General features: G+C 67.0%; 21 protein-coding genes and 1 pseudogene. 10 read left to right on the top strand and 12 right to left on the bottom strand.

From position 1 onward, the window contains the following. Nucleotides 1–197: 197 nt before the first annotated feature. From ACLQ3J_RS12535 to ACLQ3J_RS12545, 3 genes and pseudogenes are all read left to right on the top strand, one after another. Entirely contained in the window at nucleotides 198–1,328 is a 1,131-nt protein-coding gene (locus ACLQ3J_RS12535; RefSeq protein ID WP_422424800.1) for a thiolase family protein, read from the top strand. A 37-nt stretch (nucleotides 1,329–1,365) separates the two neighbouring features. Continuing rightward, entirely contained in the window at nucleotides 1,366–2,130 is a 765-nt protein-coding gene (locus tag ACLQ3J_RS12540; protein WP_296550362.1) for an SDR family NAD(P)-dependent oxidoreductase, read from the top strand. Between the two features lie 13 nt (nucleotides 2,131–2,143). Beyond that, nucleotides 2,144–3,499: pseudogene (locus ACLQ3J_RS12545) on the top strand (AMP-binding protein); the annotation flags it as partial. Between the two features lie 48 nt (nucleotides 3,500–3,547). On the opposite strand, the gene ACLQ3J_RS12550 reads toward ACLQ3J_RS12545, so the two are convergent. Further along, on the bottom strand, nucleotides 3,548–4,726 hold the full coding sequence (locus tag ACLQ3J_RS12550; protein WP_169623027.1) for an acyl-CoA dehydrogenase family protein: 1,179 nt from the start codon (nucleotides 4,724–4,726) through the stop codon (nucleotides 3,548–3,550). A gap of 166 nt (nucleotides 4,727–4,892) precedes the next feature. Here ACLQ3J_RS12550 and fabG point away from each other — a divergent pair, with 166 nt between their 5' ends. Next, entirely contained in the window at nucleotides 4,893–5,633 is a 741-nt protein-coding gene (gene fabG, locus ACLQ3J_RS12555) for a 3-oxoacyl-ACP reductase FabG (RefSeq protein WP_169623026.1), read from the top strand. A 40-nt stretch (nucleotides 5,634–5,673) separates the two neighbouring features. Beyond that, nucleotides 5,674–6,885, top strand: a complete 1,212-nt coding sequence (locus ACLQ3J_RS12560) for an acetyl-CoA C-acetyltransferase (protein ID WP_296550363.1) — start codon at nucleotides 5,674–5,676, stop codon at nucleotides 6,883–6,885. Nucleotides 6,886–6,892: 7 nt separating this feature from the next. On the opposite strand, the gene ACLQ3J_RS12565 is transcribed toward ACLQ3J_RS12560, so the two are convergent. Genes ACLQ3J_RS12565 through ACLQ3J_RS12575 form a run of 3 tightly spaced genes read right to left on the bottom strand, consistent with a single transcriptional unit; the run spans nucleotide 6,893 to nucleotide 10,282 of the window. After that, the gene (locus ACLQ3J_RS12565) at nucleotides 6,893–7,777 is read right to left on the bottom strand and encodes a LysR family transcriptional regulator (protein WP_169623024.1); all 885 of its coding nucleotides are present in this window, start codon (nucleotides 7,775–7,777) and stop codon (nucleotides 6,893–6,895) included. 2 nt (nucleotides 7,778–7,779) lie between these two features. After that, nucleotides 7,780–8,649, bottom strand: a complete 870-nt coding sequence (locus ACLQ3J_RS12570; protein ID WP_296550364.1) for a LysR family transcriptional regulator — start codon at nucleotides 8,647–8,649, stop codon at nucleotides 7,780–7,782. A 52-nt stretch (nucleotides 8,650–8,701) separates the two neighbouring features. Then, a complete protein-coding gene (locus ACLQ3J_RS12575; protein ID WP_425903428.1) occupies nucleotides 8,702–10,282 on the bottom strand; it encodes a long-chain-fatty-acid--CoA ligase in 1,581 nt (526 codons plus the stop codon). 278 nt (nucleotides 10,283–10,560) lie between these two features. Here ACLQ3J_RS12575 and ACLQ3J_RS12580 point away from each other — a divergent pair, with 278 nt between their 5' ends. Then, the gene (locus ACLQ3J_RS12580) at nucleotides 10,561–11,184 is read left to right on the top strand and encodes a YdcF family protein (RefSeq protein WP_425903429.1); all 624 of its coding nucleotides are present in this window, start codon (nucleotides 10,561–10,563) and stop codon (nucleotides 11,182–11,184) included. 5 nt (nucleotides 11,185–11,189) lie between these two features. Here ACLQ3J_RS12580 and ACLQ3J_RS12585 read toward each other — a convergent pair whose 3' ends face one another. Genes ACLQ3J_RS12585 through ACLQ3J_RS12615 form a run of 7 tightly spaced genes read right to left on the bottom strand, consistent with a single transcriptional unit; the run spans nucleotide 11,190 to nucleotide 19,550 of the window. Beyond that, complete coding sequence (locus ACLQ3J_RS12585) at nucleotides 11,190–12,710, bottom strand: TerD family protein (RefSeq protein WP_425903431.1); 1,521 nt, start codon at nucleotides 12,708–12,710, stop codon at nucleotides 11,190–11,192. A 5-nt stretch (nucleotides 12,711–12,715) separates the two neighbouring features. Beyond that, on the bottom strand, nucleotides 12,716–13,957 hold the full coding sequence (locus tag ACLQ3J_RS12590; RefSeq protein ID WP_425903433.1) for a TerD family protein: 1,242 nt from the start codon (nucleotides 13,955–13,957) through the stop codon (nucleotides 12,716–12,718). A 56-nt stretch (nucleotides 13,958–14,013) separates the two neighbouring features. Further along, on the bottom strand, nucleotides 14,014–14,790 hold the full coding sequence (locus ACLQ3J_RS12595; RefSeq protein ID WP_206038854.1) for an HAD family hydrolase: 777 nt from the start codon (nucleotides 14,788–14,790) through the stop codon (nucleotides 14,014–14,016). A 56-nt stretch (nucleotides 14,791–14,846) separates the two neighbouring features. Then, a complete protein-coding gene (locus ACLQ3J_RS12600; protein ID WP_169623017.1) occupies nucleotides 14,847–15,953 on the bottom strand; it encodes a cysteine protease StiP family protein in 1,107 nt (368 codons plus the stop codon). Further along, nucleotides 15,950–17,245, bottom strand: coding sequence for a phosphoribosyltransferase family protein (locus ACLQ3J_RS12605; protein WP_169652838.1), 1,296 nt, complete (start codon nucleotides 17,243–17,245; stop codon nucleotides 15,950–15,952). The genes ACLQ3J_RS12600 and ACLQ3J_RS12605 overlap by 4 nt, the downstream gene beginning before the upstream one ends. Beyond that, nucleotides 17,242–18,399, bottom strand: coding sequence for an HpcH/HpaI aldolase/citrate lyase family protein (locus ACLQ3J_RS12610; protein ID WP_169623031.1), 1,158 nt, complete (start codon nucleotides 18,397–18,399; stop codon nucleotides 17,242–17,244). The genes ACLQ3J_RS12605 and ACLQ3J_RS12610 overlap by 4 nt, the downstream gene beginning before the upstream one ends. 29 nt (nucleotides 18,400–18,428) lie before the next feature. Beyond that, nucleotides 18,429–19,550, bottom strand: a complete 1,122-nt coding sequence (locus ACLQ3J_RS12615) for a hypothetical protein (protein WP_425903540.1) — start codon at nucleotides 19,548–19,550, stop codon at nucleotides 18,429–18,431. Between the two features lie 299 nt (nucleotides 19,551–19,849). Between ACLQ3J_RS12615 and ACLQ3J_RS12620 the strand changes: the two genes are divergently transcribed. The 4 genes from ACLQ3J_RS12620 (at nucleotide 19,850) to ACLQ3J_RS12635 (ending at nucleotide 24,919) form a co-directional block, all read left to right on the top strand. After that, entirely contained in the window at nucleotides 19,850–20,425 is a 576-nt protein-coding gene (locus tag ACLQ3J_RS12620) for a TerD family protein (RefSeq protein WP_169623015.1), read from the top strand. Nucleotides 20,426–20,538: 113 nt separating this feature from the next. Beyond that, nucleotides 20,539–21,639 carry a DUF475 domain-containing protein gene (locus ACLQ3J_RS12625; RefSeq protein ID WP_169623014.1) on the top strand — a complete coding sequence of 367 codons (1,101 nt, stop codon included), beginning with the start codon at nucleotides 20,539–20,541 and terminating at the stop codon, nucleotides 21,637–21,639. 123 nt (nucleotides 21,640–21,762) lie between these two features. Beyond that, a complete protein-coding gene (locus ACLQ3J_RS12630; RefSeq protein ID WP_169623013.1) occupies nucleotides 21,763–22,419 on the top strand; it encodes a TerD family protein in 657 nt (218 codons plus the stop codon). Between the two features lie 127 nt (nucleotides 22,420–22,546). Continuing rightward, nucleotides 22,547–24,919: an FdhF/YdeP family oxidoreductase gene (locus ACLQ3J_RS12635; protein WP_169652840.1), complete on the top strand. Its 2,373-nt coding sequence runs from the start codon at nucleotides 22,547–22,549 to the stop codon at nucleotides 24,917–24,919. A 19-nt stretch (nucleotides 24,920–24,938) separates the two neighbouring features. Here the strand turns inward: ACLQ3J_RS12635 and ACLQ3J_RS12640 are convergent, their stop codons facing one another. Then, nucleotides 24,939–25,928 (bottom strand): MBL fold metallo-hydrolase, encoded by a 990-nt coding sequence (locus ACLQ3J_RS12640; protein ID WP_425903435.1) that lies wholly within the window; start codon nucleotides 25,926–25,928, stop codon nucleotides 24,939–24,941. Between the last annotated feature and the right edge of the window lie 48 nt (nucleotides 25,929–25,976).

The raw sequence follows: 25,976 nt of genomic DNA on the forward strand, positions 1-25,976 counted from the left end.
AGAGCCGGCTATCGATCGGTTAGCGCAGACCAATACCGTTCGAGCGCCGTTCGGTGGCGGCTGCTGTTCCGTCATTCCGGCCGGCATAGCTTCCACCTAACGGAAGCTTCCGCCGAAAGCCTTTCCTTCACCGTCGTGCGCGTGGTCCCCTCGACGGTGAGAACAACGCACCCGTCTGCACCAGAGAAGGACATCTCATGCGTGATGCCGTGATCGTCGACGCCGTCCGTACACCCATAGGCCGTCGCGGGGGTGCGCTGTCCGAGATTCACCCCGCCGATCTGTCGGCCCACGTGCTCACCGCCCTGGCCGACCGCACCGGCCTCGACCCTGCGACCGTCGACGACGTGGTGTGGGGCTGCGTGAGCCAGGTCGGTGAACAGGCCGGGATCGTCGCCCGTACCGCGGTCTTTGCGGCGGGCTGGCCCGTGTCCGTTCCCGCGACCACCGTCAACCGTGCGTGTGGGTCGAGCCAGCAGGCGGTCGCATTCGCCGCGGCAACCGTGATCTCGGGCCAGAACGACGTGGTGATCGCCGGTGGGGTCGAGACCATGAGCCGCGTCCCCATGGGTAGCGCCGCCAAGAACGGTGAGCATTTCCCGCCGAACGTGCTCGAGCGGTTCGGAGTCGAGGGCTTCAGCCAGGGAATCGGCGCCGAGATGGTCGCCGAGAAATGGGGACTCTCCCGCACCCGGCTCGACGAGTACTCGCTGCGCTCGCACGAACTGTCCGCAGCTGCCACCGACTCGGGGGCCTTCGAAAAGCAGCTCGCACCCGTCGCGGGCCTGACCTCGGACGAAGGTATCCGGCGCGGCGGCACCGTCGAATCGCTGGCGAAGCTGAAGACAGTGTTCAAGGAGAACGGCGTGATCCACGCCGGAAACTCCTCGCAGATCTCCGACGGTGCAGGCGCACTGCTGGTCACCACCAGCGAGTACGCCGCGGCACACGGCTGGACACCGATCGCGCGGATCCACACCACCGTCGTCGCTGCCGACGACCCGGTCGTCATGCTCACCGGCCCCATCCCCGCCACGGCGAAAGTGCTGAAACGTTCCGGCCTGTCGATCGACGAGATCGGTGCATTCGAGATCAACGAGGCGTTCGCCCCCGTACCCCTCGCATGGCTCGCCGAGACCGGCGCGGACAGCACCCGCGTCAATGCGCTCGGCGGTGCGATCGGTGTCGGCCACCCGCTGGGCGGGTCCGGTGCGATTCTCATGACCCGCCTCGTGCACCACATGCGCGACAACAACATCCGCTACGGTCTGCAGTCGATGTGCGAGGCCGGCGGAATGGCGAACGCGACCGTCCTCGAACTGCTCTGATCACGCGCTCGCACTCCACGACAGGAAACGAACGAATATGGAACTGAAGGGTCTTTCCGTCGCCGTCACCGGCGGGGCATCCGGTCTCGGTCTTGCCACCGCCCGTCGTGTGCTCGCGGCCGGCGGTACCGTCACCCTCATCGACCTGCCGTCGTCGAACGGCGCGGACATCGCCACCGAACTCGGTGACGGCGCGATCTTCGCGCCCGCCGACATCACCGACGAGGAGCAGTTCGCAGCCGCACTGGACGTCGCACACGAACGCGGTGGCCTCCGGGGCCTCGTGCACTGCGCCGGTGCCGGTCGCAAGATGCGCATCCTCGACAAGAACGGCAAGGCCGGGTCGCTCGAGGATTTCGAGTTCGTGATCCGGCTCAACCTGACCGGTTCCTTCAACGCACTGCGACTCGGCGCCGAGCGCATGGCCGAACTCGAACCGATCGACGGAGAGCGTGGCGCGATCGTGATGACGGCGTCGGCTGCCGCGTTCGAAGGACAGATCGGGCAGATCAACTACTCCGCGTCCAAAGCCGGCATCGTCGGAATGACGATCGTCGCGGCCCGCGACCTCGCGAGCAAGGGTATCCGCGTCAACACCATCGCACCCGGCATCATGGATACCCCGTTGCTGGCGCGACTGCGCGAGGACGTGCGCAAGTCGCTGGAAGCGACCGTGCCGAATCCCTCGCGGCTGGGCGACCCCGACGAATTCGGCCGTCTCGCAGTCAATATCCTCGAGAACGGTTACCTCAACGGCGAGACGATCCGTCTCGACGGAGCCATCCGCATGGCACCGCGCTGATCGGGGCGCGGCAATGAATCCCAGCAGTTCGACTTGGACGTCGACGAGCCTGTCGTATCCGCAGACGTCGATGGCGGTGTGGGCGTCGAGCATGGCGGCCGCGTACGGCGACCGGCCCGCGATCGTCGACGGTGAGCGCGTGTACAGCTACCGCGAACTCGACGAGCAGTCGGCGCAATTCGCTCGTGCGCTTGGCTCCACGGGTGTGGAACCTGGTGACGTCGTGCTCCTCCACCTCGGGAACTGCGCTGAATTCCACGTCGCGTACTACGGGGCGCTCCGTGTGGGTGCGGCTGTGGCGCCGGTGAATCCGTTGCTGCCCGAGCCTGAATTGCGCCGACGGATCGAGGAGACCGGTGCTGTCGCGGCCGTCACCGGGCAACAACAATTCGACACGCTCCTGCGCGCTCAGGCCGATACGACGGTCGGTCTGATCGCGGTCGTCTCGGACGAGGCGGTGCGCGGCGGCAACCCCGCGACGATGCGCTTCAGCGATGTGATCGCCGGGCAGCGCACGTCGTTCATCCCCGCGACCGTATCCCCCGACGACGTTGCACACATCGCGTATACCGGTGGCACAACGGGCATTTCGAAAGGCGTGCGCGTTCTACATCGCAACGTCCTGGCCAACGTCACGCAGATGTGCGGGTGGTGTGCCGGCACTCAGCTGGTAGCCGGGCCGGACGGTCTCGTGACCCTCGAGCCCATCGAAGGCCTCGATATCGCGGGTGTGGTCCCGGGCACCGGATCCACAATTGTGGTGTCACCGCTGTTCCACGCGCACGCACTGATCAACACGTCGTTCCTGCTCATGTGCGGTGTGACCCAGGTGTTGTCGGGCAGGTTCGACCCTGCCCGCGTGCTGAAGGAGATCGAGCAGCACCGCGTCTCGTCCATCACCGGTACGCCGGCGATGTGGCACGCGCTGGCGATCCACCCGGACGTGGCGTCGCGAGACCTCTCGTCGGTACGTGCGGTGTCGTGCGGAGCTGCCCCGGTCGACCCCGGGACGCTCGATAATCTCCGGCGCGCATTCCCCGGCGCCCGTGTGGCCGAGGAATACGGGCTCACCGAAGCCACCTGCGTCGTCACGGCAGTGCCGCTCGTCGCCGATGTCGAGTACCGGCTCGGTAGTGTCGGCCTCCCTGTGTTCGACACCGAGATCGAGATCCGCGCGCAGGGCGATCCGTCGCTCGTTCTCGGAGACGGCGAGCACGGCGAACTGTGGGTGCGCGGCCCCCAGGTCACCGACGGCTACCTGGGGCATCCTGAGATCACCGCACAGCAGTACGTCGACGGGTGGCTCGCCACCGGCGACATCGCTCACCGGGATGCCGACGGGTTCGTCTATATCGCCGATCGTGGGCGGGCAAGATCCTGAAGACGGATCTACGCGAGCGGGTCCGGAAGCGCACGATCAACCGCGCTGCGCCGCCTTCACCAGCCCGCCACCGATGATCAGACGCTGAATCTCGCTGGTGCCCTCGTACAGTCGCAGCAGACGCACGTCGCGGTAGATCCGCTCGACCGGCACCTCCCGCATGTAGCCGGTGCCCCCGTGGATCTGGACAGCCAGATCCGCAACCTTGCCCACCATCTCGGTGCAGAACAGCTTGGCCACCGACGGTGCGATGCGCCGGTCGGTCTCTTCGACCCATGCTCGTGCCGCATCGCGCACCAGTGCGCGACCGGCCATTACGCCCGTCTGCTGGTCGGCGATCATCGCCTGCACGAGCTGGAAGTTCCCGATGGGCGCACCGCCCTGGGTGGCGGTCGCCGCGTAGGCCACCGACTCGTCGAGTGCCCGCTGCGCCTGCCCGACCGACAGGGCGGCGATATGCACGCGGCCCCGGGCGAGCGACACCATCGCCGCCTTGTATCCCACGTCCTCGCTGCCCCCGACCAGCGCGGAGGCGGGAACCCGCACGGCGTCGAAGTGCACGTCGGCAGTCCAGGCGCCCTCCTGGCCCATCTTCGAGTCCTTGCCCGCCACCTGCACACCGTCGGTGCCGGACGGGACGAGGAACACCGCGATGCCGGGGCCGTTGTCGTCGGCGGGCCGGGTACGGGCGAAGACGACGAACAGGTCTGCCAGCGGCGCGTTGGTGATGAACCGTTTCTCGCCGGTGATCACCCAGTCGTCCCCGTCGCGCACGGCCTGGGTGCGCAGTCCGGACGGATTCGATCCGGCGCCGGGTTCGGTGAGAGCGAAGGACGCGACGACCTCCCCTGAGGCGATGCCTTCGAGCCACTGCCGCTTCTGCTCGTCGGTGCCGAAGTTGACCAGCACCTGACCGGCGATTCCGTTGTTGGTGCCGAACATCGAGCGCAACGCCAGGGTGGTGTACCCGAACTCCATCGCCAGTTCGACGTCCTGCATCAAATTCAGGCCGAGCCCGCCCCACTGCTGGGGAATGGCGTACCCGAACAGACCCATCTCCTCGGCGGCCCGGCGGATGTCGTCGGGGATTGCGTCGGTCTCGGCGATCTCCTGTTCTCGCGGCACGACCACGGTGCGCACGAACGCCCGGGTCTGGGCGAGGATCTCGCGGAAGTCGTCGTCGTCGACCTCGGCGGCCGGTGTCGAGAGTGTCATGTCCTCAACTCTCCGCGTCGGCCGCACAGGTTGTCCAATACGAATAGCGCCCTTCCCGTATAGGCAGTGTCGATGGATGAGTAGGGGTGTGACCCCATATCCCGCCGTTATATTCGACGCATCCACACGTCTGCGGGCACTTCTCGACCCGCCGAAAGGAAACCTGATGTCTTTGCTGGAGAACCGCACTGCTGTCGTTACCGGCGGTGCCCAGGGAATCGGTTTTGCCATCGCGCGCGAATTCGTCGACGCGGGTGCTCGCGTGGTGATCGGTGACCTGGACCTCGATGCTGCCACCGCGGCGGCCGAGAAACTCGGCGGACGCGAGGTCGCCCGCGCGGTGCGCAGCAACGTCGTCGAAGCAGATGACTGGGACACACTGCTGGCAGAGGCTGTCGACGGATTCGGCTCGCTCGACGTGGTGGTCAACAATGCCGGCATCACCCGCGACGCCACCATGCGCACGATGACGGAAGACGACTTCGACCTCGTGATCGACGTGCACCTCAAGGGCACGTGGCACGGCACCCGCAAGGCCTCGGCGATCATGCGGGAGGCCAAGCGCGGCGCGATCGTCAACATCTCGTCGTTGTCGGGCAAGGTGGGCATGGTCGGTCAGACGAACTACTCGGCGGCGAAGGCGGGCATCGTCGGTCTGACGAAAGCGGCTGCCAAGGAGATGGCGCATCACGGCGTGCGCATCAATGCAATCCAGCCCGGTCTGATCCGCTCCGCGATGACCGAGGCCATGCCGCAGAAGGCATGGGATCGGAAGATGAGTGAAATTCCGATGGGACGGCCGGGCGAGGTTGCCGAAGTTGCTTCCGTCGCACTGTTTCTCGCATCGGATATGTCGTCGTACATGACCGGCACCGTTCTCGAAGTCACCGGCGGCCGCTTCATGTGACGCTCGGCCGTCACCTCGTCACTCCTTCCGAAAGGCCGTCATGCGCGAAGTTGTCATCTGTGAACCTGTCCGGACCCCCATCGGTCGCTACGGCGGCATGTTCAAGTCCCTCACCGCCGTCGATCTCGGCGTCGCGGCACTGAAGGGTCTGCTCGACCGCACGGGCATCGCTCCCGCCGAGATCGGGGACGTCATCCTCGGTCACTGCAACGGCAACAGTGAGGCTCCCGCGATCGGCCGGGTCGTCGCGCTCGACGCGGGCCTGCCCGTCACCGTCCCGGGCATGCACATCGATCGCCGTTGCGGATCGGGTCTTCAGGCCGTGATCCAGGCGGCGTTGCAGGTGGGCAACGGAGACAACGACCTTGTCGTCGCCGGCGGCACCGAGTCGATGAGCAATGCCGCGTTCTACTCCACCGATATCCGTTGGGGCGGCGCCCGCACGGGCGTGCAGATGCACGACGGTCTGGTGCGTGCCCGGTCCACCGCCGGTGGCCGCTTCTACCCGGTGGTCGGCGGCATGATCGAAACGGCCGAGAACCTGCGTGCCGAATATTCGATCTCCCGCGCGGAGCAGGACGAACTTGCCCTCAACTCGCACGTACGGGCGGTGGCAGCGCAGAACAACGGCATCCTCGCGGAGGAAATCGTGCCGGTCACGGTGAGTACCCGTAAAGGTGAGCAGGTCATCGACACCGACGAGCATCCTCGCGCCGACATCAGCCTCGAGTCGCTCGCCGCGCTCCGTCCCGTCATGGGCACGCAGGACCCCGATGCCACCGTGACCGCCGGCAACGCCAGCGGTCAGAACGACGCCGCGTCGATGGCACTGGTCACCACCCCGCAGAAGGCCGCCGAGTTGGGTCTGACACCGCTGGTGCGCATCGTGTCGTGGGGCGTGGCAGGGGTCGCGCCCAAGGTCATGGGCATCGGTCCGGTGCCGGCGACCGAGATCGCTCTCGCCAAGGCCGGAATCGCGCTCGCCGATATCGATGTCATCGAATTGAACGAGGCGTTCGCCGCTCAAGCGCTGGCCGTGACCCGCGAGTGGAGGTTCGGTGCCGCGGACTTCGAACGCACCAACGTCCACGGTTCCGGCATCTCACTCGGTCACCCCGTAGGTGCGACCGGCGGCCGGATGCTCGCGACACTCGCCCGCGAGTTGCAGCGCCGCGAGGGCCGCTACGGCCTCGAGACCATGTGCATCGGTGGCGGACAGGGTCTCGCGGCGATCTTCGAACGCGTGTCCTGACCGCTGCTCAGGGCTGGGTCGTCGTGGACCGGACCAGGTCCACGAACGCCCGCCCGGCTTTCGACAGGGATTCGGGTGCGAAGGCGAGACCGAACGGCCGGGTGAACGTGGGTTCGCACGCCCGCACGACGGCGACGTCCTGGGCTGCCTCGGCCAGAGAACGTTCGACGAACGAACCGCCGAGCCCGGCGAGCACCATCGGCAGCCGCGCTTCGCGGTGGGCGGTCAGCACCGCGATCGGGCGTCGCACCCCTGCCCGGCGCATCGCGTAGTCGATCTCGTCGCTCATCGACCCACCGCCGCGCGGAACGAACACCATGGGGATGTCGGGCAACGCGGTCAGGGCCACGGGGCCCGGCGGCAGATCCGTGCCCGGTGGGTATGCGAGCCAGTACTCCTGCTCGCCGAGTTCGATCACCTCGAGTCCCACCCCGTCTTCGAGTGGGAGATGGGCGAGCACGAATTCGCAATGTCCGTCGCGGATCACGCCGGAGGCGAGTTCTTCGGACTTGAGGTCGGAGAACCGCACCGTGGACTTGGGGTGGGCGCGCCGGAACCGGGCGACCAGGTCGACGATCGGCCCGCCGGCAAGTGCCGGGAACACCATCAGGTCGAGGCTGCCCGTGACCTCGTCGGTCGGCGCGGAGAGCAACTCTTCCACCGCATCGACATCGCGCAGAATCTGACGGCTGGGACCGATGAGGCTCTTCCCCGCTGCGGTGAGGACCATCCCGCGACCGATGCGGTGGAACAGGTTGACGCCGAGTTCGCGTTCGAGGCTCCGGAGCGCTTGGGACACGGTGGGCTGCGCGACACCCAGCGCGGCGGCGGCACCGTTGATGCCGTCGTTTTCGACGACGGCGAGGAAGTACTCGACCTGACGAAACTCCATGCTCAGGCTCCCGGGGTCTCGGCGGTGGCAGTCGCAAGGAACGCTGCGGCAGCCGGCGACGGTTCCCCGGGGCGCAGCACCAGGCCGACGGGCCGCATGAACGGCGGGTCCAGCGACCGGATCACCGCACTGGGCATTCGCTGCTGGGCCACCTGCCGGGAGACCACCGTCGCTCCGGTGCCGCGCATGACGAACTCCCAGATGGCCGCCGGATGGGCACAGTCGACGACGACGTTCTGCTCACCGAGCAACTCACCCGCGCGCGCAGCACTCGCGCGCGACCCCAGGTCGAGGACGAGCGGAATCTCCCGGACTCGTGCACGAGTCACCGGGTCGGGGACACCGGTGGCGAGGTCGGGGTGCATCGCGAGCACCATTTCCTGTTCGAGGAGCGGGATCGTGATCATGCCCGCGTGCTCGACGGACATGTCGGTGACGCCGATCTCCGCCTCCCCGCGTCGCAGTGCCGCATGGATGCCCGCCGGTCCGTCCGCGTCGGAGATGTTGACGGTGATGCCGGGATAGCGGGCGCGGAACCGCTGGACGAGCGCCACGACGGGGTGGACGGAGAACGCGGAGAACGTCACGATCTCCACCCGTCCCGCCTCGAGGTCACGGACCGCCGCGACCTTCCGCTTGGCACGGTCGACATCGGCGAGGATACGGCGTGCCGCAACCTCGAGCGCCCTGCCGTCGTCCGTGAGCGTGAGCCGGCGACCGGTGCGGTCGAAGAGTGTTGTCCCCAGGCGACGTTCCAGGGTGCGGATGGCCTGGGAGAGCGAGGGTTGCGAAATGTAAAGCGACTGAGCAGCTTTCGTGATCCCACCGTGGTCGACGACGGCCACGAAATAGGTCACGAGATGCAGGTCCACGCCGTCATCGTAGGCGACTGCGGAAACCCGGCCGCTGCGCGTGCCTCGGCGTTCAGTTCGGCGGGGTCATCACCGGGGAGGCGGTGTCGGGTGTGCTCAGCGTGGCGCGGAGCGTGCGTTTGAGGATCTTGCCGCTCGCGTTGCGCGGCAGTTCGTCCACGAGGTGGATGCGCTGCGGTTTCTTGTACGACGCGAGACGCCCGGCGGTGAAGGCGACGAGTTCCTGCTCGGAGGGGCGTTCGACGCCGTCGGCGATGCGGACGACAGCGGTGACTGCTTCTCCCCAGCGCGGGTCCGGGAGGCCCACCACCGCTACCTCGGCGACAGCGGGATGTTCCGCGAGCACGGCTTCCACCTCGACGGGATATACATTTTCTCCGCCGGTGATGATCATGTCCTTGACCCGGTCGGTGACGAACAGGTAGCCGTTCTCGTCGAGGTACCCGGCGTCGCCGGTCCGCAGGAAGCCGTCCTCGGTGTACAGCGCCGCTGATTCGGCGTCGCGACGCCAGTAGCCCGAGACGTTGTTGCGGGAACGCGACACGATCTCCCCGGTCTCACCCTGCGGAAGCGGTTCACCCGTTGCGATATCGCGGATCTGGACCTCGGTGCCCGGCAGGGGTGTACCGGCCGAACGGAGAAGGTGGGTGCGCGTCCCGCGGGGATCGTGGTCGCCGGAGCGCAGTGCGGTGAGCGCGCCCACCGTCTCCGTCATGCCGTAGCGCTGCACCATCCGGCAGCCCAGGGTGTCCATCGTCCGCTCGAGCAGCGTGGGGGTGATCGGCGACGCACCGTACGCGATCACCTTCAGACTCGACAGATCGTAGTTCGCCAGGTCGGGTAGTTCGAGCAGCATGCCGATCGCTGACGGCACCATGAATGTATGGGTGACGCGGTGTTCGGCGATCGTTGCCGCCACCATCGCTGGACGCATCTCACCGAGCAGAATCGTGTGCACACCCGCCGACAACGACGTGGTGAGCCAACCCGCTCCCGCGATGTGGAACAGCGGGAGGGCGTCCAGCGAAACGGATGCGTCCTCGAATTCGTACAGGGCAAAGGTTTCCGGGACGTTGTACAGATTGCGGTGAACCGCGACAACACCTTTCGGCCTGCCCGTGGTGCCGGAGGTATAGAGCTGCAGGAACGCCGTTTCGGGGTCGTCGCCCGCTCCGGGGTCGATGTTGTCCCCCGACGCGACGAACTCCTCCCACGACCGCGCCCCGGCGACAGCGGCGCCGTCACCGGCCACGACGATATGCACGTGCGGCAGTGCCGCCGCGATCGCTGCTGCCGACGCAGAGAATTCCGGCTCGACGATCAAGACCTCCAGCCCGGCGTCCACCGCGATCGCCGCGACCTCGCCGGGAGTGAGACGCCAGTTGAGCGGGGTGAAGACGAGACCGGCCTTCGCGCACCCGACGAGGGTCGCCGCACCGGGCAGGCCCATGCGCAGCAACGCACCGATGCGACCGGGTGCCGATGCCAACGTGGTCAGCGCAGACGCCACCCGGTTGGTGCAGGAGTCGAATTCCCCGTACGTCAGGGTGGTGTCGCCTGCGGTGACTGCCGGCCGGTCGCGGCGCTCGACTGCGAATCGCCGGATTCTGTTCGGGAGGTGCAGTTCGCTCACTCGTGCTCCTGGTCGGCAACGCGCGGGCCGGCGTGCCCGCGCGGCTTCAGTCGAACACGGTCGTGCGGCCGCGACAAAGACCTGCAGCCGCACGACGCCATAGGGGAAACCTATGGAGAGCCGGGGCACGCGCATCCCCGCAACATTTGTCGGATGTCACGATTCCCTATCGGGTAGTCGATGCAGGGTCCACAGGGCTTCGAGGACTCCCACCGTCGGCGGCGGTCGATGGCACACTGCGGCACAGCCCGATCCGATCATGTTCCGAAGGGATTCGAATGAGCGCTGCACGACGGACAGTGGCCTCGGCCCTGGTCGCGGCCACGGTCACATTGGGAGTTTCGACAGGGCAGGCGAGCGCCGACCCTGCCGTCGACACCGTCGTGAACGGGATTCTGTCCGTGACGCCGCTGTGTCAGGGGATGATCGACGAGTTGATCATCGTCTGCACGGAACTGGAGCAACTGACTCCGCGATTTCCGGTGATGCTCGATCTGAATCCGATCGGCACTCACCTCGTTGTTCTCGGCGCGGGACTGACCGAGGACGGGAGGATCCGGCCGGTACTGGAACAGCGTCTCGAGGCTGCTCTCGCGGCGGCACACCGCTACCCGGCGTCGCCGATCGTCGTGACCGGCGGCGTACCGCGCAACGGCGTCACCGAAGCTCAGGCGATGAAGGACTGGCTCGTCGCACGCGGCATTCATCCCGATCGCGTCACCGAGGAAACTGCTTCGACGTCCACCGTGGAGAACGCACGCTTCACCAATGACGTCCTTCTCAGGCGTGGCGCAACGGGTGCCGTCCTGGTCACCAACCGGGACCATCTCAAGCGGGCGATGGTCAACTTCCGGCAGGCCGTCGACGCTCGTATCCCGGTGGCGGGCATCGTCGCTGCGTGATGCGATCAGGTTCTGACGGCTCCGAGTGCTGCCACCACCGTGCGCAGCAATTCCTCGTCGGTGGGGAGCGTGTCGGCCGCGAACCGCCAATCGGTGTTCGTCCACGGATCGGCGAGGTGACCGTCCTCGGCCGCGGGTAGATGCTGCGACACGTCGCGCAAGAGGGCGTACGCGGGATTGTCCACGACTTTGTCGTCCGCGCCGGTGATCACGATCGAAATGTCCTGGGACGAACCCATTCTTGCCAGATGCACGACATTCACCAGATCGATGCTGCCGAACCCGTGCGGCAGGCCCGCCAGCACGATGACGCGGGGTTCGGGCCGGAGCGTCTCGGCGCCGGACGACAGTGCGAGGCCCGTGAGGTCCGCGGCTTCGGCGAGGCCTTTCAGTTTCGGCGCCACCCCGGCGATGTCGTGAATGGGAGGGCCGGCGAGCATCGGCCGTGCCAGTTCGCTCAACGCGAGCAACGATCCGGACGGATCGATGATGTCGAGGCGGGATCCGGGGCGCGCGGACAACAGACGCAACGCCAACGACGACGCGACCGCGCCGGCAATCGCGGCCTCACCGTCGATCCACAACGGCCTACCGAGGGGAAGCGGTACGCACATCGGTAACCGGAGCGCCCCGCGATCCGGCGCCGACAACTCGCCCACGCGCACACCGTCTCCCTGGACCAGCGTGCCGCGCCATGCGCCCGAGTCCCACGAGGCAAGCGACGCGGGCAGCACCGCATCGACCGTGTCGAGTTCGGCGGCGAGCGTCACGCTGTCGTCACGATGCCGGGACTCCGCTGCCGCCACGAGTTCTTCGCAGCGCCGGTGTGCTTGTGCGCGGGCCGTTTCTGCTGCCCGACCGGTACGGGCGGAGGGGTCCGCCACCGCAGCCGACAACTCGTCGTCGAGCCGATGCTGCGCGTATTCGTGCGCAGCGACGTAGGCGGCGGCCGACCGGGAAGCGTCTTCGAAGATCCGCCACACCAGTTCGCAGGACGGGGGAAGTTCGGTTCCTGTCGTCGTCGGCAACGCATCCGCCTGTGCGGGAGCAACATCGGCAGGCTCGTCGACCGCGACGCCGTGCGCGGTGAACATCTCCGCGAGTCCACCGGCATAACCCGCACCGAGCGCGCGAATCTTCCAGGTTCCGTTGCGGCGGTATATCTCCCAACACAGCAGTGCGGATTCTGTGCCCGTCGCGGGCGTGATGTGGAAGGACGCGAGAGGCGTTCCGTCGGCGTCACACAGCGTGGTCGATACCGGCGTCGTCGACGCTGCTCCCACGGCGCACAGCACTCGCGCGCCCGGGCGCAGGGCGTCCGGCTCGAGGACGATGGTCTCGCCCTCGACCCGGACGCCCGCCGTGGCCGGCTGATTGTAGAAGACCACGTCGTCCGAGGTCGCGACCTGCAGCAGGTCGTCCACCACGAATGCGCACAGGTCCAGCGGAACCTGCGCGGACGCGGCGAAACGCAGCGTGCGGACCGTCAGCGGACCGTTCTGCCCCGCCGAGAACTCATACGTCATCCGCGCTACGTAGCCAGGAACCGGCCCAGCTGGGGTGCGGCCTCACCGGGATGCTTGGCCTGGATGCCCTCGCCGATCGCCTGCAGCTTCCAGGAGTTGCCCTCGCGGTACACCTTCGCCATCACCATGCCCGTGAACGGCATACCGCCCTGCATGGTGTACCGGGCGAGTTCGCCGTTGGTGGTGCCGTCGACGAGGCGGCAGAACGCATTCTGAACCTGCTCGAAGGAATGACCCTTGTACGACGTGACGACGAACATCACGGTCGTGATGTGCGCCGGGATGCGCGTGAGGTCGACGAGCACGACCTCGTCGTCGCCTGCTCCCTCACCCGTCAGGTTGTCGCCCTGGTGCTGGATCGATCCGTCCTTCGACTGCAACTGGCCGTAGTAGGCCACGTCCACGATGTTGTGGTCGGCGAACAGGACTGCGGACGCGTCGAGGTCGATGTCGGCGGAACGATTGCCGAACAGCCCGCGCTTCTCGATGGGATCCCAGCCGAGGCCCATGCGCAGGTACGTCAGTGCCACGCCGCCGTCCTTGCGGAGCGTGACCTTCTGGCCCTTGACGAGGCTCACGGGACGGTTCTTCGTCAGGCTGACCTCGGCGGGCTCCGCTGGTGCGGCCGCCGGCGGCGGAGCCTGGTTGTACTGCTGCTGCGGTGCGGGCGGCGGGGTGGCCGCCTGCGGCGGGGGCGGCGTCTGGGCGACGCTCGGTGCAGGCGCAGACGCCGCTGCCGGTGCGTCGTCGACGGACACTCCGTGATCGGTGACGAGCGCAGCGAATCCTCCCGCGTAGCCCTGGCCGACCGCGCGCACCTTCCACGACCCCTGCCGTCGGTACAGCTCGAGGGCGATCACGATGGACTCGCTGGACAACCCTTCGATCCGGTACTCGAACAGCACGTTGCCTGCTGCGTCGGAGACGCGGGCGGTGGGCGGTGCGAACCGGCCGAAACTGCTCGTCGCGTCGTCGAGTGTGATCACCGCGCGCACCTGGTCGATATCGGCGGGCACCTGCGGCAGCGATACTGCCAGCGACGAGTTCTGTCCCGCCTGTCCGGGCACCAGACGCACACCCGGCCCGACCGGCTGATTGAAGAACACGAAGTCGGCGTCGGACCGTACCTTGCCGTCGGCCTTGACGAGCAGCGCCGACAGGTCGGCGGGTGTCGTGAGTTCGAGCGAAACGACGACGTCGGAGACGGTGAGCGGTCCGTTCTGACCCTTGGAGAGCGAAGTCGGCAAGAGATGTGTCCTCACTGTGTCGGCAACCGTGTTGGCGGTCGCGTGCAAGTCCTACTCTACGAACCGCCCTCGGCGCGGGCGGACCGGGCGAACCAGGAGAGGATTTCTTCGCCGGCTGCGATGCCCGAGTGTTCGGTCACCGAGAGGTTCGCATGCTGCCATTCGAGCAGTTCGAGTTCGCCGTGACGTGGGCGGATGGCCGCGTCCGCAGCCCTCAGCATCTCGGCATCGAGCGCTCCGTCGCCGGCTGCGAACACGGGGGCGTCGGCGTCGATCACTCCCTCGTCGGCGAGCCGGCGGTGCACTTCGGCCACCGCGTGGGACTTACAGACGCTGTCGGGCATCGTGTAGATCTTGCGGCCCTGCTGCGAGACGTTCCACCCGCGGATACCGCACCATTCCTGCCAGTCTTCGACGAATCCGGCCGGCTGTGCCGCGACGTCGACGACGAGGTAGCAGAACAACCCGTCGGCGATCCGGAACTTCGACACCCAGCTCTCGGAGATGCGCCGCCGCAACTCGGCGATGACCTCCTCGAGGGAGGCACCACCCTCGCGTACCGCCGTCTCCACGTGCCGGCGCCACTGCTCGTCCGGTTCCCCGTCCGCCAGCAACGCGCCGCCGTTGCTGGTGATGGCATATCGCCACGGGCCGCCGGGCAGGTCGATGCGGCGGAATTGCTCCGGTGTCCGGGTGGTCGTGGGCACCACGGTATGCGCGGACGTGAGGTCTTCGAGTTGTCGTGCGGCGGTCTCGGTGACGTACGACAGCGGTGCGCCCTCGTAGTACTCGATGCACCGCAGATTTCCGGCCGAATACTGCGTGCCTGTCATCGCCGCACGCGAGTAGATCAGGGTGCGGTCGAGGTCGGTGGCGATCAATGCTGCTGTCACGGTAGGTCCTTGATGAGTCCCATACACGAATACGCGAGGTCGGGAACCTCTTCGACGGGAACGTTGCGGGCAGCGGCGAGCATCCGGATGTGCGCGTGCTCGTCGGCGGTCAAATCGCGTACGAGGATCTTCCACGGCACCCGGCGCAGCAGTACCCGGGTCGTCTCTCCGACACCGGGTTTGACGAAATTGATGCTGGAGATGCCGTACCGCACACGGATGCGCTCCACCGACTCCCACCCTGCCCAGGTGGGTTCGCGGTCGGACCCGAGCAGTTCGCGTGCGCTCGCCAGTGCCGCTGCCCGATCGCCGAATTCGGCCGACACCGTATCGAGCAGGAGCGTCGAGACGTCGTCGCCGGCGAGTTCGGCGTAGTACTTCGCACCGTGGAATTCGCCGGGCCCTATCCACGTGTCGTTCAGGACCGTGCGCGACACCAGACCCGACACCGTCGAGTTCAGGCACGCCGACGCGATGAGAAAGTCGTCGCGGGTGCCGTAGGTACGCACGCAGTAACCGGGATCGGCGAGCACGGCGAGGTCGTCCGACAGCGCCGGGCCACCGGCGGCGGAGTACTCGGCCAGCGCGGCCGCCAGCTCCCGCGCGATCGCGCCCTTGCCGGTCCAGCCGTCGACGAACACGACCGAGGCCGGGTCGTGGTGTTCGGTGATGTAATCGAGTGCTGCGGAGTCGATTCCGCGTCCCCGCACGATCGAGACCGCGTAGTGCGGCAGCGACAGGCCGTGGTGCTGTTGCGCCCAGCGGCGGATCAGGATTCCGACCGGCGTTCCCGCGCGCGCCAGCGACACGAGAGTGAGGTTCGTCCCGCGTTCGGCGATCAGGAGTTCGGTCAGGGTTCCCACCGCGTGGGCAAGTCGTCCCGCGGTGGACGCGAGTGCCTTGTCGAACAACTCCCGGTACGGGGCGTCGGGCTGGTACTCGACCGGCAACGACTCCGCGTAGTGCGCGAGTCCCGCCTGGATGCGGGCCTCACGCTCGGCGATGTCGCCTTCGAGGTCGACGTGCGAGAGATCCTTGAGCAGCCAGGTCACCTCGTCCGGGGCGTACGAACCGAAATCGGGTCCGGTCAACGGCGTGGTCATCGTGTCTCCCTCGAAGCAGCCAGTGCTGCCGGATCTGTGGCCGGCACAACCGCCACCAGTACGTCCTCGCCGGCCGCGCTCACTACGTCGAGCACGCCCCCGTCGGCGCGCAGGCGCTCGGTATCGGCCGGAGAGTCGACCACGAGGATCAACTCGGGGCGTACTTCGGCGGGTTCCGGCCACCGGGCGTTGTACAGGTACCGGGCCGCCTCGGTTTCGTGTTCGGACGGGATGTGTTCGGGTGCGACGAAAGAGAATCCGCGCCGCAGTGGGTAGCCCGGGACATCCCGGACGTACGCGGGCGACCGTGTCGTGGTCTGGAATCTGGTCGCGGTGCCACGCTCGGAGAGCGCCTGTGCCAGTCGCAGCGGCAGGTACATGAGTTCTTCGTGGCCGATGACGATCGCCGGACGATCACTCTCCCGGACGGACTCGACCGTCGCTGCCGCCGCGGCGACCGCGGAGTCGTAGGCCGCGAAGTCGCTGCCCAGAACGCCGTGCCGTCCTCCGTCGGGGACGTCCGACGGCCAGGGCACAGAGACGAACCGAACGGTACCGCGGTGAGCAGCGACAGGATTGAGGTCGGGAGCCGGTAGCGCGGTGACCCGGTCGGTGAGATCGGTGGGCAGCACGGTGTGACCGTCCGCGAGGCTCACGTGCTCGATCGTCGCGCCGAGGTCGAGTTCCGCCGCCGCCGTCTGGCGACGGTGCTCCTCGCCGCGCATGTCCACGAGCGACGCGACGATGTAACGGTCACGGGGATGAATCCGGTGCAGCGCGCGGATGGCATCGACAGCTGTTGCACCGGTCGAGATTTCGTCGTCGACGAGAACGAGCGGCGCGGCGTTGGCGAAGAGATCCGGCGAAGTGGGCTGCAGCAGGTGCGATGTCGCGTGGGAGTGCCCCTCCTCGAAACCGGCGAACACCACCGCGCCCGGCACGCGGCGACGTGTCGAATGCAGGTAGCACCCGGCACCCACCGCCTCGGCGACACAGTGTCCCAAACCCGTTGCGGTCTCTGCGAATCCCAGAACGAGCGCATTCGAGGCGTCGTCGCCGAGCAGGTCGGAGACGAGGAGCCCGAGGTCGCGGCCCGCCGCCAGCACCGCGGCGGGGTCGGTGGGGATGTGCTTGCCGAGCACCGTCGATACCAGCAGATGTGCCCGGCGCGGGTTCCGGCGAAGTCCGGGCTGGACGAGTTCCGGGACGGTGTAGCCGCTCGAAGTTCCTCGATGCTCGAGGGCGAGCCCGAACTCCTCGGTGGCCCAATACTTCTGGAGAATATCGGTCATCGGTCCACCAGCGCCGTCAGCAGTTCGACGAACGTGACGCCCTTGTTGGTGACTCCGAATACGGACGCGCGGACCAGCGTCTGCTCCGCCCAGGTGCGGTGGGGACGGCGTTCGTTCATCTTGTTGCCGTACCCGGACGCGCTGACTCCGCCGGTGTCGCGATCGAGAATGTCGGTCGCGTCGTGGAACTCCTCGTGCGTGACCGCCGACAACGCGTGTACCGCGGCGACGTGCGAGGGATGGATCACCGTCTTGCCCTGGATGCCGTTCGCGCGGTCGAGTGCGATCTCCCGCAGGAGCCCGTCGAGATCCCGGCTGACGAGTTGCTGGCGGAACACCACCGCGTCCTGCTCCTCGAACGGGGTAGCGCGCAGCATCGGCCGGAACATGCGTTCGTGATCGGCGAAGTACTCCCACACCGGCCCGGTGATGACGAACCCGGTGCCGTCGGTGCGGCCGAGGTGGTTGACGATGTCGGCGATCACGTCGACGACGACCCGCACGTCGTAGATCGTCAGGTCGCGGTCGCGGCGGATGCCGAAGGTCGCACACATGTCGGTCGCGCCGATCCGGACGGCGAGGATCCGGTGGCGATGTTCGGCGAGCAGCCGAGCGATCGCGCGCAGTTCGTCGTCGCGGGTTTCGCGGTGCACCACAGCAGCCGATTCGATGACGGGCATCGCGTAGAGGTTCCGCCCGACCCGCTCGGAGGCGACGGCGACCGCGTCGAGGAAGTTGCCCCCGGTAGTGGCACCGAACTTGGGAAGCACGAATCCGGTGAGCACGCTGCTTCCGGGACCCAGCATCTCGGTGAGCCGGTCGATCCCGTCGGGGGTGCGGACGCGAACGAACAACATCATCGGCGCTTCGCCACGGAGAGCGAGTTCGTCGAGGGTCGCGACGGCGTTGCGGAGTCCGTCCTCGACCTCGTCGTCGGCCACGGCGTCCTCGAGATCGAGCACCATCGAGGTCACGCCTTCGGCGGAGCGCCGGACGATGGTGGCCGTGAGGTCGTGCCGGGTCGCGGGGACGTACAACGTGGCCCCGAGCGCCATCGCGAGCCGCTCACGGGCGTCGGCGTGACCGAAAGGTTGGGGGTGGTGCAGGAACAGGCGGTCCAAGGTGGGCCGGTCCAGATGTCGGAAGTGCCGCATCGCGCGCACCTCGGTGTGAGTAGCCCCGGTCATCGGTCCGTGTTCCGTCCTCTCATTCGATTCACCACTCCGGTGATGAACGTCGATACCGCGTCCAGGTCTTTGACGTACGCCCAGTAGTCGGGATGTACACCGGTCAGCGCATCGACTGCCCGGTCGATTCGATTCAGCTGGGCGTCGAGGACGGATCCCCATTCTGCTGTGAGTCCACGCTGTACCGCGAGGTGTTGTGCATCACGCAGCCGGAACCGCACGTCACGGACCTTCGACTCCGGGTTTTCCTTGACGGCTCGCAGCGTGGCGAGCCGGTCGGTCACCGCATCGACGAGTTCTTCGGCCCGCGCAAGCTCCGCGCGCACCACACCGGCCTGGGCGAGCGCTTCTTCGGGGCGTCCTGCGGCGAGGGACGCGCGGGCGACGTCGAGTTCCTCGGCGGCGCGCTCGAGCAGAAGAAGGGCTTGTTGTTCGTTGCCGGACAGATCCGCCGAACTGGCGGCGTTGAATTCGCGCAGCAGGGCGGAGTAGGCCGGTGCGAGACCTTCCGACCGAGTGCGTACTGCGCCGAGCCGGGTGGTGACGGAGGCGAGGGTGTTGCGTGCCTCGGCCTGCCGTCCCGGTGCCTCCGCGAGCGCTTCACGAAACGCCGCGGTTGCTTCCTCCACCTGGTGGGCGGCGGTACGCACCGCACCCGCACCGGTCGCGGCACCGAGGGTGTGGAGTGCGCGTTGCACCGCGTCGGTGGTCGCGCGGACGGACGGGTACTCGGCGAACGCGCTGTTCGCGGGTGTGTCCAGCGCTCCGAGGGCGTCGCGGGCATCGGCACTCACCCGGGCGGCCAGCTGGGGTGCGGTCTGCGCGACCGTGACCGCGTGCTCGAGATGACCGCGGTAGCGCTCGTAGAACTCGTCCAGAGTTCTTGCGGCGTCCGCAATCTGGTGGATCACCTGCTCGTAGGCTGCGGCAGGGGCCAGCTCTTCCTCGGGTTCGGTGCGAGCGAGTTGCAGATACGCCTCGGCTGCCTGGTAGCACTTCTGCCGGATCGGTTCCCACCTGCGGAGCAGGTCCCGTTCCGGCGCGACCTCGTGGGAGGCGATGACGCCGGCCTCCGCGATGGACTGTCGCTTGTCCATGTCGAGGAACGCGGCCACCATCGCGTCATGGGCGCGGAGGGCCGCGGGATCATCGGTGCGCCCGCCGCCGAAGAGGCGGCGCGTCCATCGGCTCGCCACAAGACCGAATGGTACTGCTCGCCCGGCCCGCGCCTGTCGACTCGACCTCCCCGGGACCCCGTACGGGGGCCTCGGCTGGGCATTCGGGGCGTGACCCGGCACGGAGTCGGCATAGTGGGTAGGGGCGCACCTCACAGAGACCTATTACTGTGGGGGCATACGCGCACACTGGGCGTGCCCTTCCGGTACGTCGACCGTAGGAACGATCGAAAGGACCCCGCATGGGCGTCAGCTTGACCAAGGGTGGCAACGTTTCGCTCACCAAGGAAGCGCCGAACCTCACGGCTGTGGCCGTCGGCCTCGGCTGGGACGTGCGTACCACCACCGGTACCGACTTCGACCTCGACGCCAGTGCGATCGCTACGGGTGCCGACAAGAAGGTCGTCTCCGACCAGCACTTCGTGTTCTTCAACAACATGAAGTCGCCCGACGGCTCCATCGAGCACGCCGGCGACAACCGCACCGGTGAGGGCGAGGGCGACGACGAGGTCATCAACGTCGACCTGTCCGCCGTGCCGGCGAACATCGAGTCCATCTTCTTCCCCGTCTCGATCTACGACGGTGAGACCCGCAGCCAGTCGTTCGGCCAGGTTCGCAACGCGTACATCCGCGTCGTCGACCGCGCCAACGGCTCCGAGCTGGCCCGTTACGACCTCTCCGAGGATGCGTCCACCGAGACCGCGATGGTCTTCGGTGAGCTGTACCGCAACGGTGCCGAGTGGAAGTTCCGGGCCATCGGCCAGGGCTACGCCTCGGGCCTGTCGGGCATTGCGCGCGATTACGGTGTCAACGTCTAGTTCGATCAGTCGTGATCCGGTCCCGGCCGTGCCGGGGCCGGATCGACGCTCTCCGGAGCCTGCAGTAACCACCCTGCACCGCCCCTGACTTCTACTCAGAAAGGCCACGCTTCGTGGTTCTGCGAATATTCGGCCCGTCGCTGGCCGTCACCGTCATCTCTCTTGTGGTGGCGTTTCTCTACGGTGGCCCCCAGGCTCTGTTCCTCTGTGTGATCCTCGGCATCCTCGAAGTCTCGCTCTCGTTCGACAACGCGGTCATCAACGCGACCGTCCTGCGCCGGATGAGCGAGTTCTGGCAGAAGATCTTCCTCACCGTCGGCATCCTCATCGCCGTCTTCGGCATGCGTCTGGTGTTCCCGCTGCTCATCGTGTGGGTGGCATCCGGGCTCGGTCCGATCGCGGCACTCGATCTTGCGCTCAATCCGCCGGCGGACGGGGCCGCATACTTCCCCGACGGCAGCGCGAGCTACGAGACGCTGATCACCGACGCGCACCCCCAGATCGCTGCGTTCGGCGGCATGTTCCTGCTGATGCTGTTCCTGCACTTCATGCTCGAAGAGCGTGAGATCAAGTGGCTGAAGTGGCTCGAAGTTCCGCTCGCGAAGGCAGGCAAGCTCGACCAGCTCGAGGTTGTCGTCGCCACCGCACTGCTGCTGATCACTGCCACCGTCATCGCACCCGACGACAAGGTGTCGACGGTGATGATCGCCGGTGCGCTCGGCATGATCACCTACATCGCGGTCAACGGTCTCGGCGAGATGTTCCATGTCCCGGAAGAAGACGAAGTACCCACCGGTGGGCCGAGCGGACTGGCCAAGGCCACCGGTAAGGCCGGGTTCTTCCTGTTCCTCTACCTCGAGGTCCTCGACGCTTCGTTCTCGTTCGACGGCGTCATCGGGGCGTTCGCGATCACGTCCGACCCGATCATCATCGCCCTGGGTCTGGGCTTCATCGGCGCGATGTTCGTCCGATCCATCACCATCTACCTCGTCCGCAAGGGCACGCTGAACGATTACGTGTATCTCGAGCACGGCGCCCACTGGGCGATCGGCGCACTCGCGTTGATCCTGCTGTACTCGATCGGCACGCACGTTCCCGAGGTGATCACCGGCCTGGTCGGTATCGCCCTGATCGGCGCAGCCTTCGCTTCGAGCGTCTACCGCAATCGCAACAACGCCAAGAAGGCGGACGCGGACGAAATAGTGTCCGCCTGAGCAGTCCGACAGTGAGTTCGACAGCGAAGGGAGCCTCCGACCCGGATTTCGGGAAGAGGGCTCCCTTCGCTGTTTCGTACCCCCAGTGCAGTCCGCACACCGCAGTTCCGACGAAAGGTAATCGTGGCCATCGACTACAGCAAGAAGCCTGAACAGAATTCGGGCGTCAACCTCAGCAAGATCAACCTCACGAAAGAGTCCCCGACGGTCAGCCTGTCCAAGGGCGGGTCCGCTCGGGGCGTCACGCGCGTCAACCTCGACTGGTCGCGCGGGGAGCAGAAGAAGGGCTTCCTCGCCAAGCTGACCGGCGCGAGCAACGGTGTCGACCTCGACCTCGGCTGCCTCTTCGAGCTTGCCGACGGGTCCAAGGGTGTCATCCAGGCTCTCGGCAACAGCTTCGGAGCGCTGAACACGCCGCCGTACATCCACCTCGACGGTGACGACCGCACCGGTTCGGTGGCGGGTGGCGAGAACATGCACATCAACCTCGAACGCCCCGAACTCTTCAAGCGCGTGCTGATCTTCGCGATGATCTACCAGGGCGCGCCCAACTGGGCCGCGGTCGACGGCGTGGTCACGCTGTCCCCGCCGTCCGGACCGCAGATCGAGGTCCGCCTCGATTCCCCCAACAACGGGGCACGCATCTGCGCCATCGCGATGATCGAGAACACCGGTCAGGGAGTCACCGTCAACCGCCTGGTGGAGTACATCGACGGCAGTCAGTCCGACCTCGACCGCAAGTACGGGTGGGGCATGAAGTGGCAGGCCGGCCGCAAGTAGCGGACGGACGGGGCAGGGGTGCGGCCACGGTCGCGTGGCCGCACCCCGCGGCTCTTCGACCTCCCGGTTCTATGGGTTCTGTCACACTGGACAGAGCACAAAACGCTGCGCTGTGAGGAGTGATCTGATGCGGGACGATCAACGACGCGAGTACGACGAGCAGGACTTGCGCGTCGGAGACCACAAGAACAGTGCCGCCGGCGTCACCGGCGTTGCGGTCGCGTTGAAACGCTCGTTGCGGGAAATGGGCATAGTGCGCTCGGCCGAGACCCTTCTCCAGCTCAATCAGGAGGAGGGATTCGACTGCATGAGCTGCGCGTGGCCCGACCCGGAGCCGGGGCACCGGAAGACCGCGGAGTTCTGCGAGAACGGTGCCAAGGCGGTTGCCGAGGAGGCCACCCGCGACCGGGTCACTCCCGAGTTCTTCGCGCGGCACAGCATCGCCGATCTCTCCCAGCACAGTGAGCTCTGGCTGGGCAAGCAGGGACGCATCACGCACCCGATGGTCAAACGCCCCGGTGCCACCCATTACACACCGATCGACTGGGACGACGCCTACGCGCTCATCGGCGAGCAGCTGCGTTCACTCGACAGCCCCGACGAAGCCCTCTTCTACACCTCCGGCCGGGCCTCGAACGAGGCGGCGTTCGTGTACCAGTTGTTCGCCCGTGCATTCGGCACCAACAACCTGCCCGATTGCTCCAACATGTGCCACGAGTCCACCAGCATCGCGTTGCAGGAGTCGATCGGTATCGGCAAGGCCAGCGTCACGCTCGACGACGTCTACAACGCCGAGCTGATTGTTCTCCAGGGCCAGAATCCCGGCACCAATCATCCGCGCATGCTCACCGCACTCGAAGATGCCAAGCGCAACGGAGCAAAGATCCTCGCGATCAATCCGCTCCGCGAGGCGGGCCTGGTCAACTTCCGTAATCCGCAGACCCCGCGCGGTGTCGTCGGGCACGGCACGGACCTCGCCGACCTGCACCTGCCCATCGCGGTGAACGGCGACCTCGCGTTGATGCAGGGGATCGCGTCGTTGCTCGTCGAGTGGGATGCGATCGATCACGATTTCGTGCGGGAGTACACCGACGGTTTCGAGGACTGGAAGCGGCATGTCCAGAACGTCGACTGGGACGAGGTGATCTCGGCGACCGGGCTGTCGCGGCAACTGATCACCGAGGCGGCCCAGATGCTGCGGCGGTCGAAGGCCACGGTGTTCTGCTGGGCGATGGGTGTGACGCAGCATCGCAACGCCGTGGCGACCATCAAAGAAATCTGCAATGTCGCGTTCGCACAGGGGAACATCGGCCGACGGGGTGCGGGCCTCATGCCGGTGCGCGGCCATTCCAACGTGCAGGGCGACCGCACCATGGGCATCTGGGAGCGCCCGCCGCAGCACTTCCTCGACGCGCTCGAGAAGGAGTTCGGTTTCGACCCGCCGCGCGAATACGGCTTCGACACAGTCGATTCCATCCGCGCGATGCGGGACGGCAAGGCGAAGTTCTTCCTCGGCCTCGGAGGCAACTTCGTGCAATCCGCCCCCGACACGGTGGTCACGTCCGAAGCCATGTCCGGAATCGACATGACCGTCCACATCTCCACCAAGCTCAACCGGTCTCATCTGGTGTGCGGAGATACAGCGCTCATCCTGCCGACGCTCGGACGAACCGAGAAGGACGTGCAGGCATCCGGTCACCAGTTCGTCTCCGTCGAAGACACGGAATGCTCGGTGCACGCCTCCCGTGGTCCGCTCGAACCGGCCAGTGAGCATCTCCGGTCGGAGGTCTCGATCATCACGAGCATCGCCGAGGCGACGATCGGGGACCGTTACGGCATCGACTGGAAGGCGATGCGCGACGACTACGCGAACATCCGCTCGCGGATCGCGAGGGTGGTACCCGGATGCGAGGGGTACGAGGTCAATGTCCGGCGGCCCGGCGGATTCATCCTCCCGCACCCGCCGCGAGATACACGGACTTTCCAAACCGAGACGGGGAAAGCAGAATTCGCGGTGTCCCCGATCGAGGTCGTCCAAGTGCCCCCGGGGCATCTCCTCTTGCAGACGCTGCGCAGTCACGACCAGTTCAACACCACCATCTACGGGCTGAGCGACCGCTATCGCGGTATCGAGGGCGGTCGTCGTGTGGTGTTCATGCATCGTGAGGACATCGCCGCGGCGGGGCTCGACCCGGGCGACATCGTCGACCTTTTCACCCGGTGGGACGGTGACGAGCGGGTGCGCTGCGCCCATCGGTTCCGCGTCGTCGAGTACGACGTGCCGCGCGGGTCTGCGGCGGCCTACTACCCGGAGACCAACCCGTTGGTCCCTCTCGATTCCACTGCTCTCGAAAGCAATTGCCCGACCTACAAATCGGTCGTGATTTCGATTGCGCCCACGGGCACCCGCAGCAGCGAGTGCCCCGACGTGTGCAGCACTCAGGAAGTGGGATCCGACTGGTCGCACAAGACGCGCCCCCAGCCGGAGCATCTGTCGTAACGCTGCTGCACGTGGTGGTTCAGAGAATCCCCTCGCGGAGGAGCGTCTCCGCGTCCGCGAATGCGCGGGCGCGGCGGCGGATCGCCGGGGGGCCGGGGGGATTCCCGTTCCACTGATCGAAGAGCGTGCTCAGGCTCAGTACGAGGCGTTCCGGCGACTCCCACTCGCGCCACTGCCGGAATTCCGGGCTGCGCACGAGTTCTCGTGCCGCCTGCAGAGGTGAGCGACCGGCCCTGTGCCGGTCACGACCCGCGTCGTTCACCCACGCCCAGTAATCGCGCAGCGCCCGGATCTCGGCGTGGCCGCACAGTGGCCCGTGGCCCGGAACGTAGGTTGCGGCGTCCCACGAGATCAGTCGCTCGAGTGCGGAGAACCAGTTCTCCATCGGCCCGTGCCACAGGATCGGCGTCGAACCGATGAAGAGCAGGTCGCCTGCGAACACGACACCGGCGTCGGGAACATGGGCGACGAGATCGCCGGCGGTGTGACACGGCCCGAGCCGTTCGAGTTCTATTCGGCGGTCGCCGATGTCGATGATGTCCCGCGTGTCGAAGGTGCGGTCGGGCAGGCGTGGGGTGCGACGGGGAAAGCGAGCGCCGCCGCGCACGCGGGCAACATACGCACCTGCGGCGCCGACCGGCCCCGGCAGTGCGCCGAGTACCCCGCCGATCCCCGCCAGCGCACCGAGCGCCGCTGGTGGAAGATCCTCGTGCATGCCGGCCAGGGCGGCACGGCTCGTCGTGATCCGCGTGGACGACGGCAGGGTGTCGTTGCCCCACCAGTGGTCACCGTCGCTGTGGGTATTGACGGCCTCGGTGATCGGAGCGTGCGCCACGAGAGGTTGCTGCACCTCCGCCACGCGCTTCGCCCACGCCGTGTCCCAGACGGTGTCCACAACCATCGACGCCGTACCCGGAGCGACGATCAGCCCGGTGTTGGCCTCGCCCCAACCTCCCGACGGACGCACGAAAGCCCATACCCCGTCGCCGATCTGTGTGAGTCCGCTCATCATCCGCCCCCGTCGCCGTCCCCTGTGTGCTCGCGGGGTCAGGTTACT

Source organism: Rhodococcus sp. DT1 (genome assembly GCF_049844875.1).
Lineage (GTDB): Bacteria > Actinomycetota > Actinomycetes > Mycobacteriales > Mycobacteriaceae > Rhodococcus.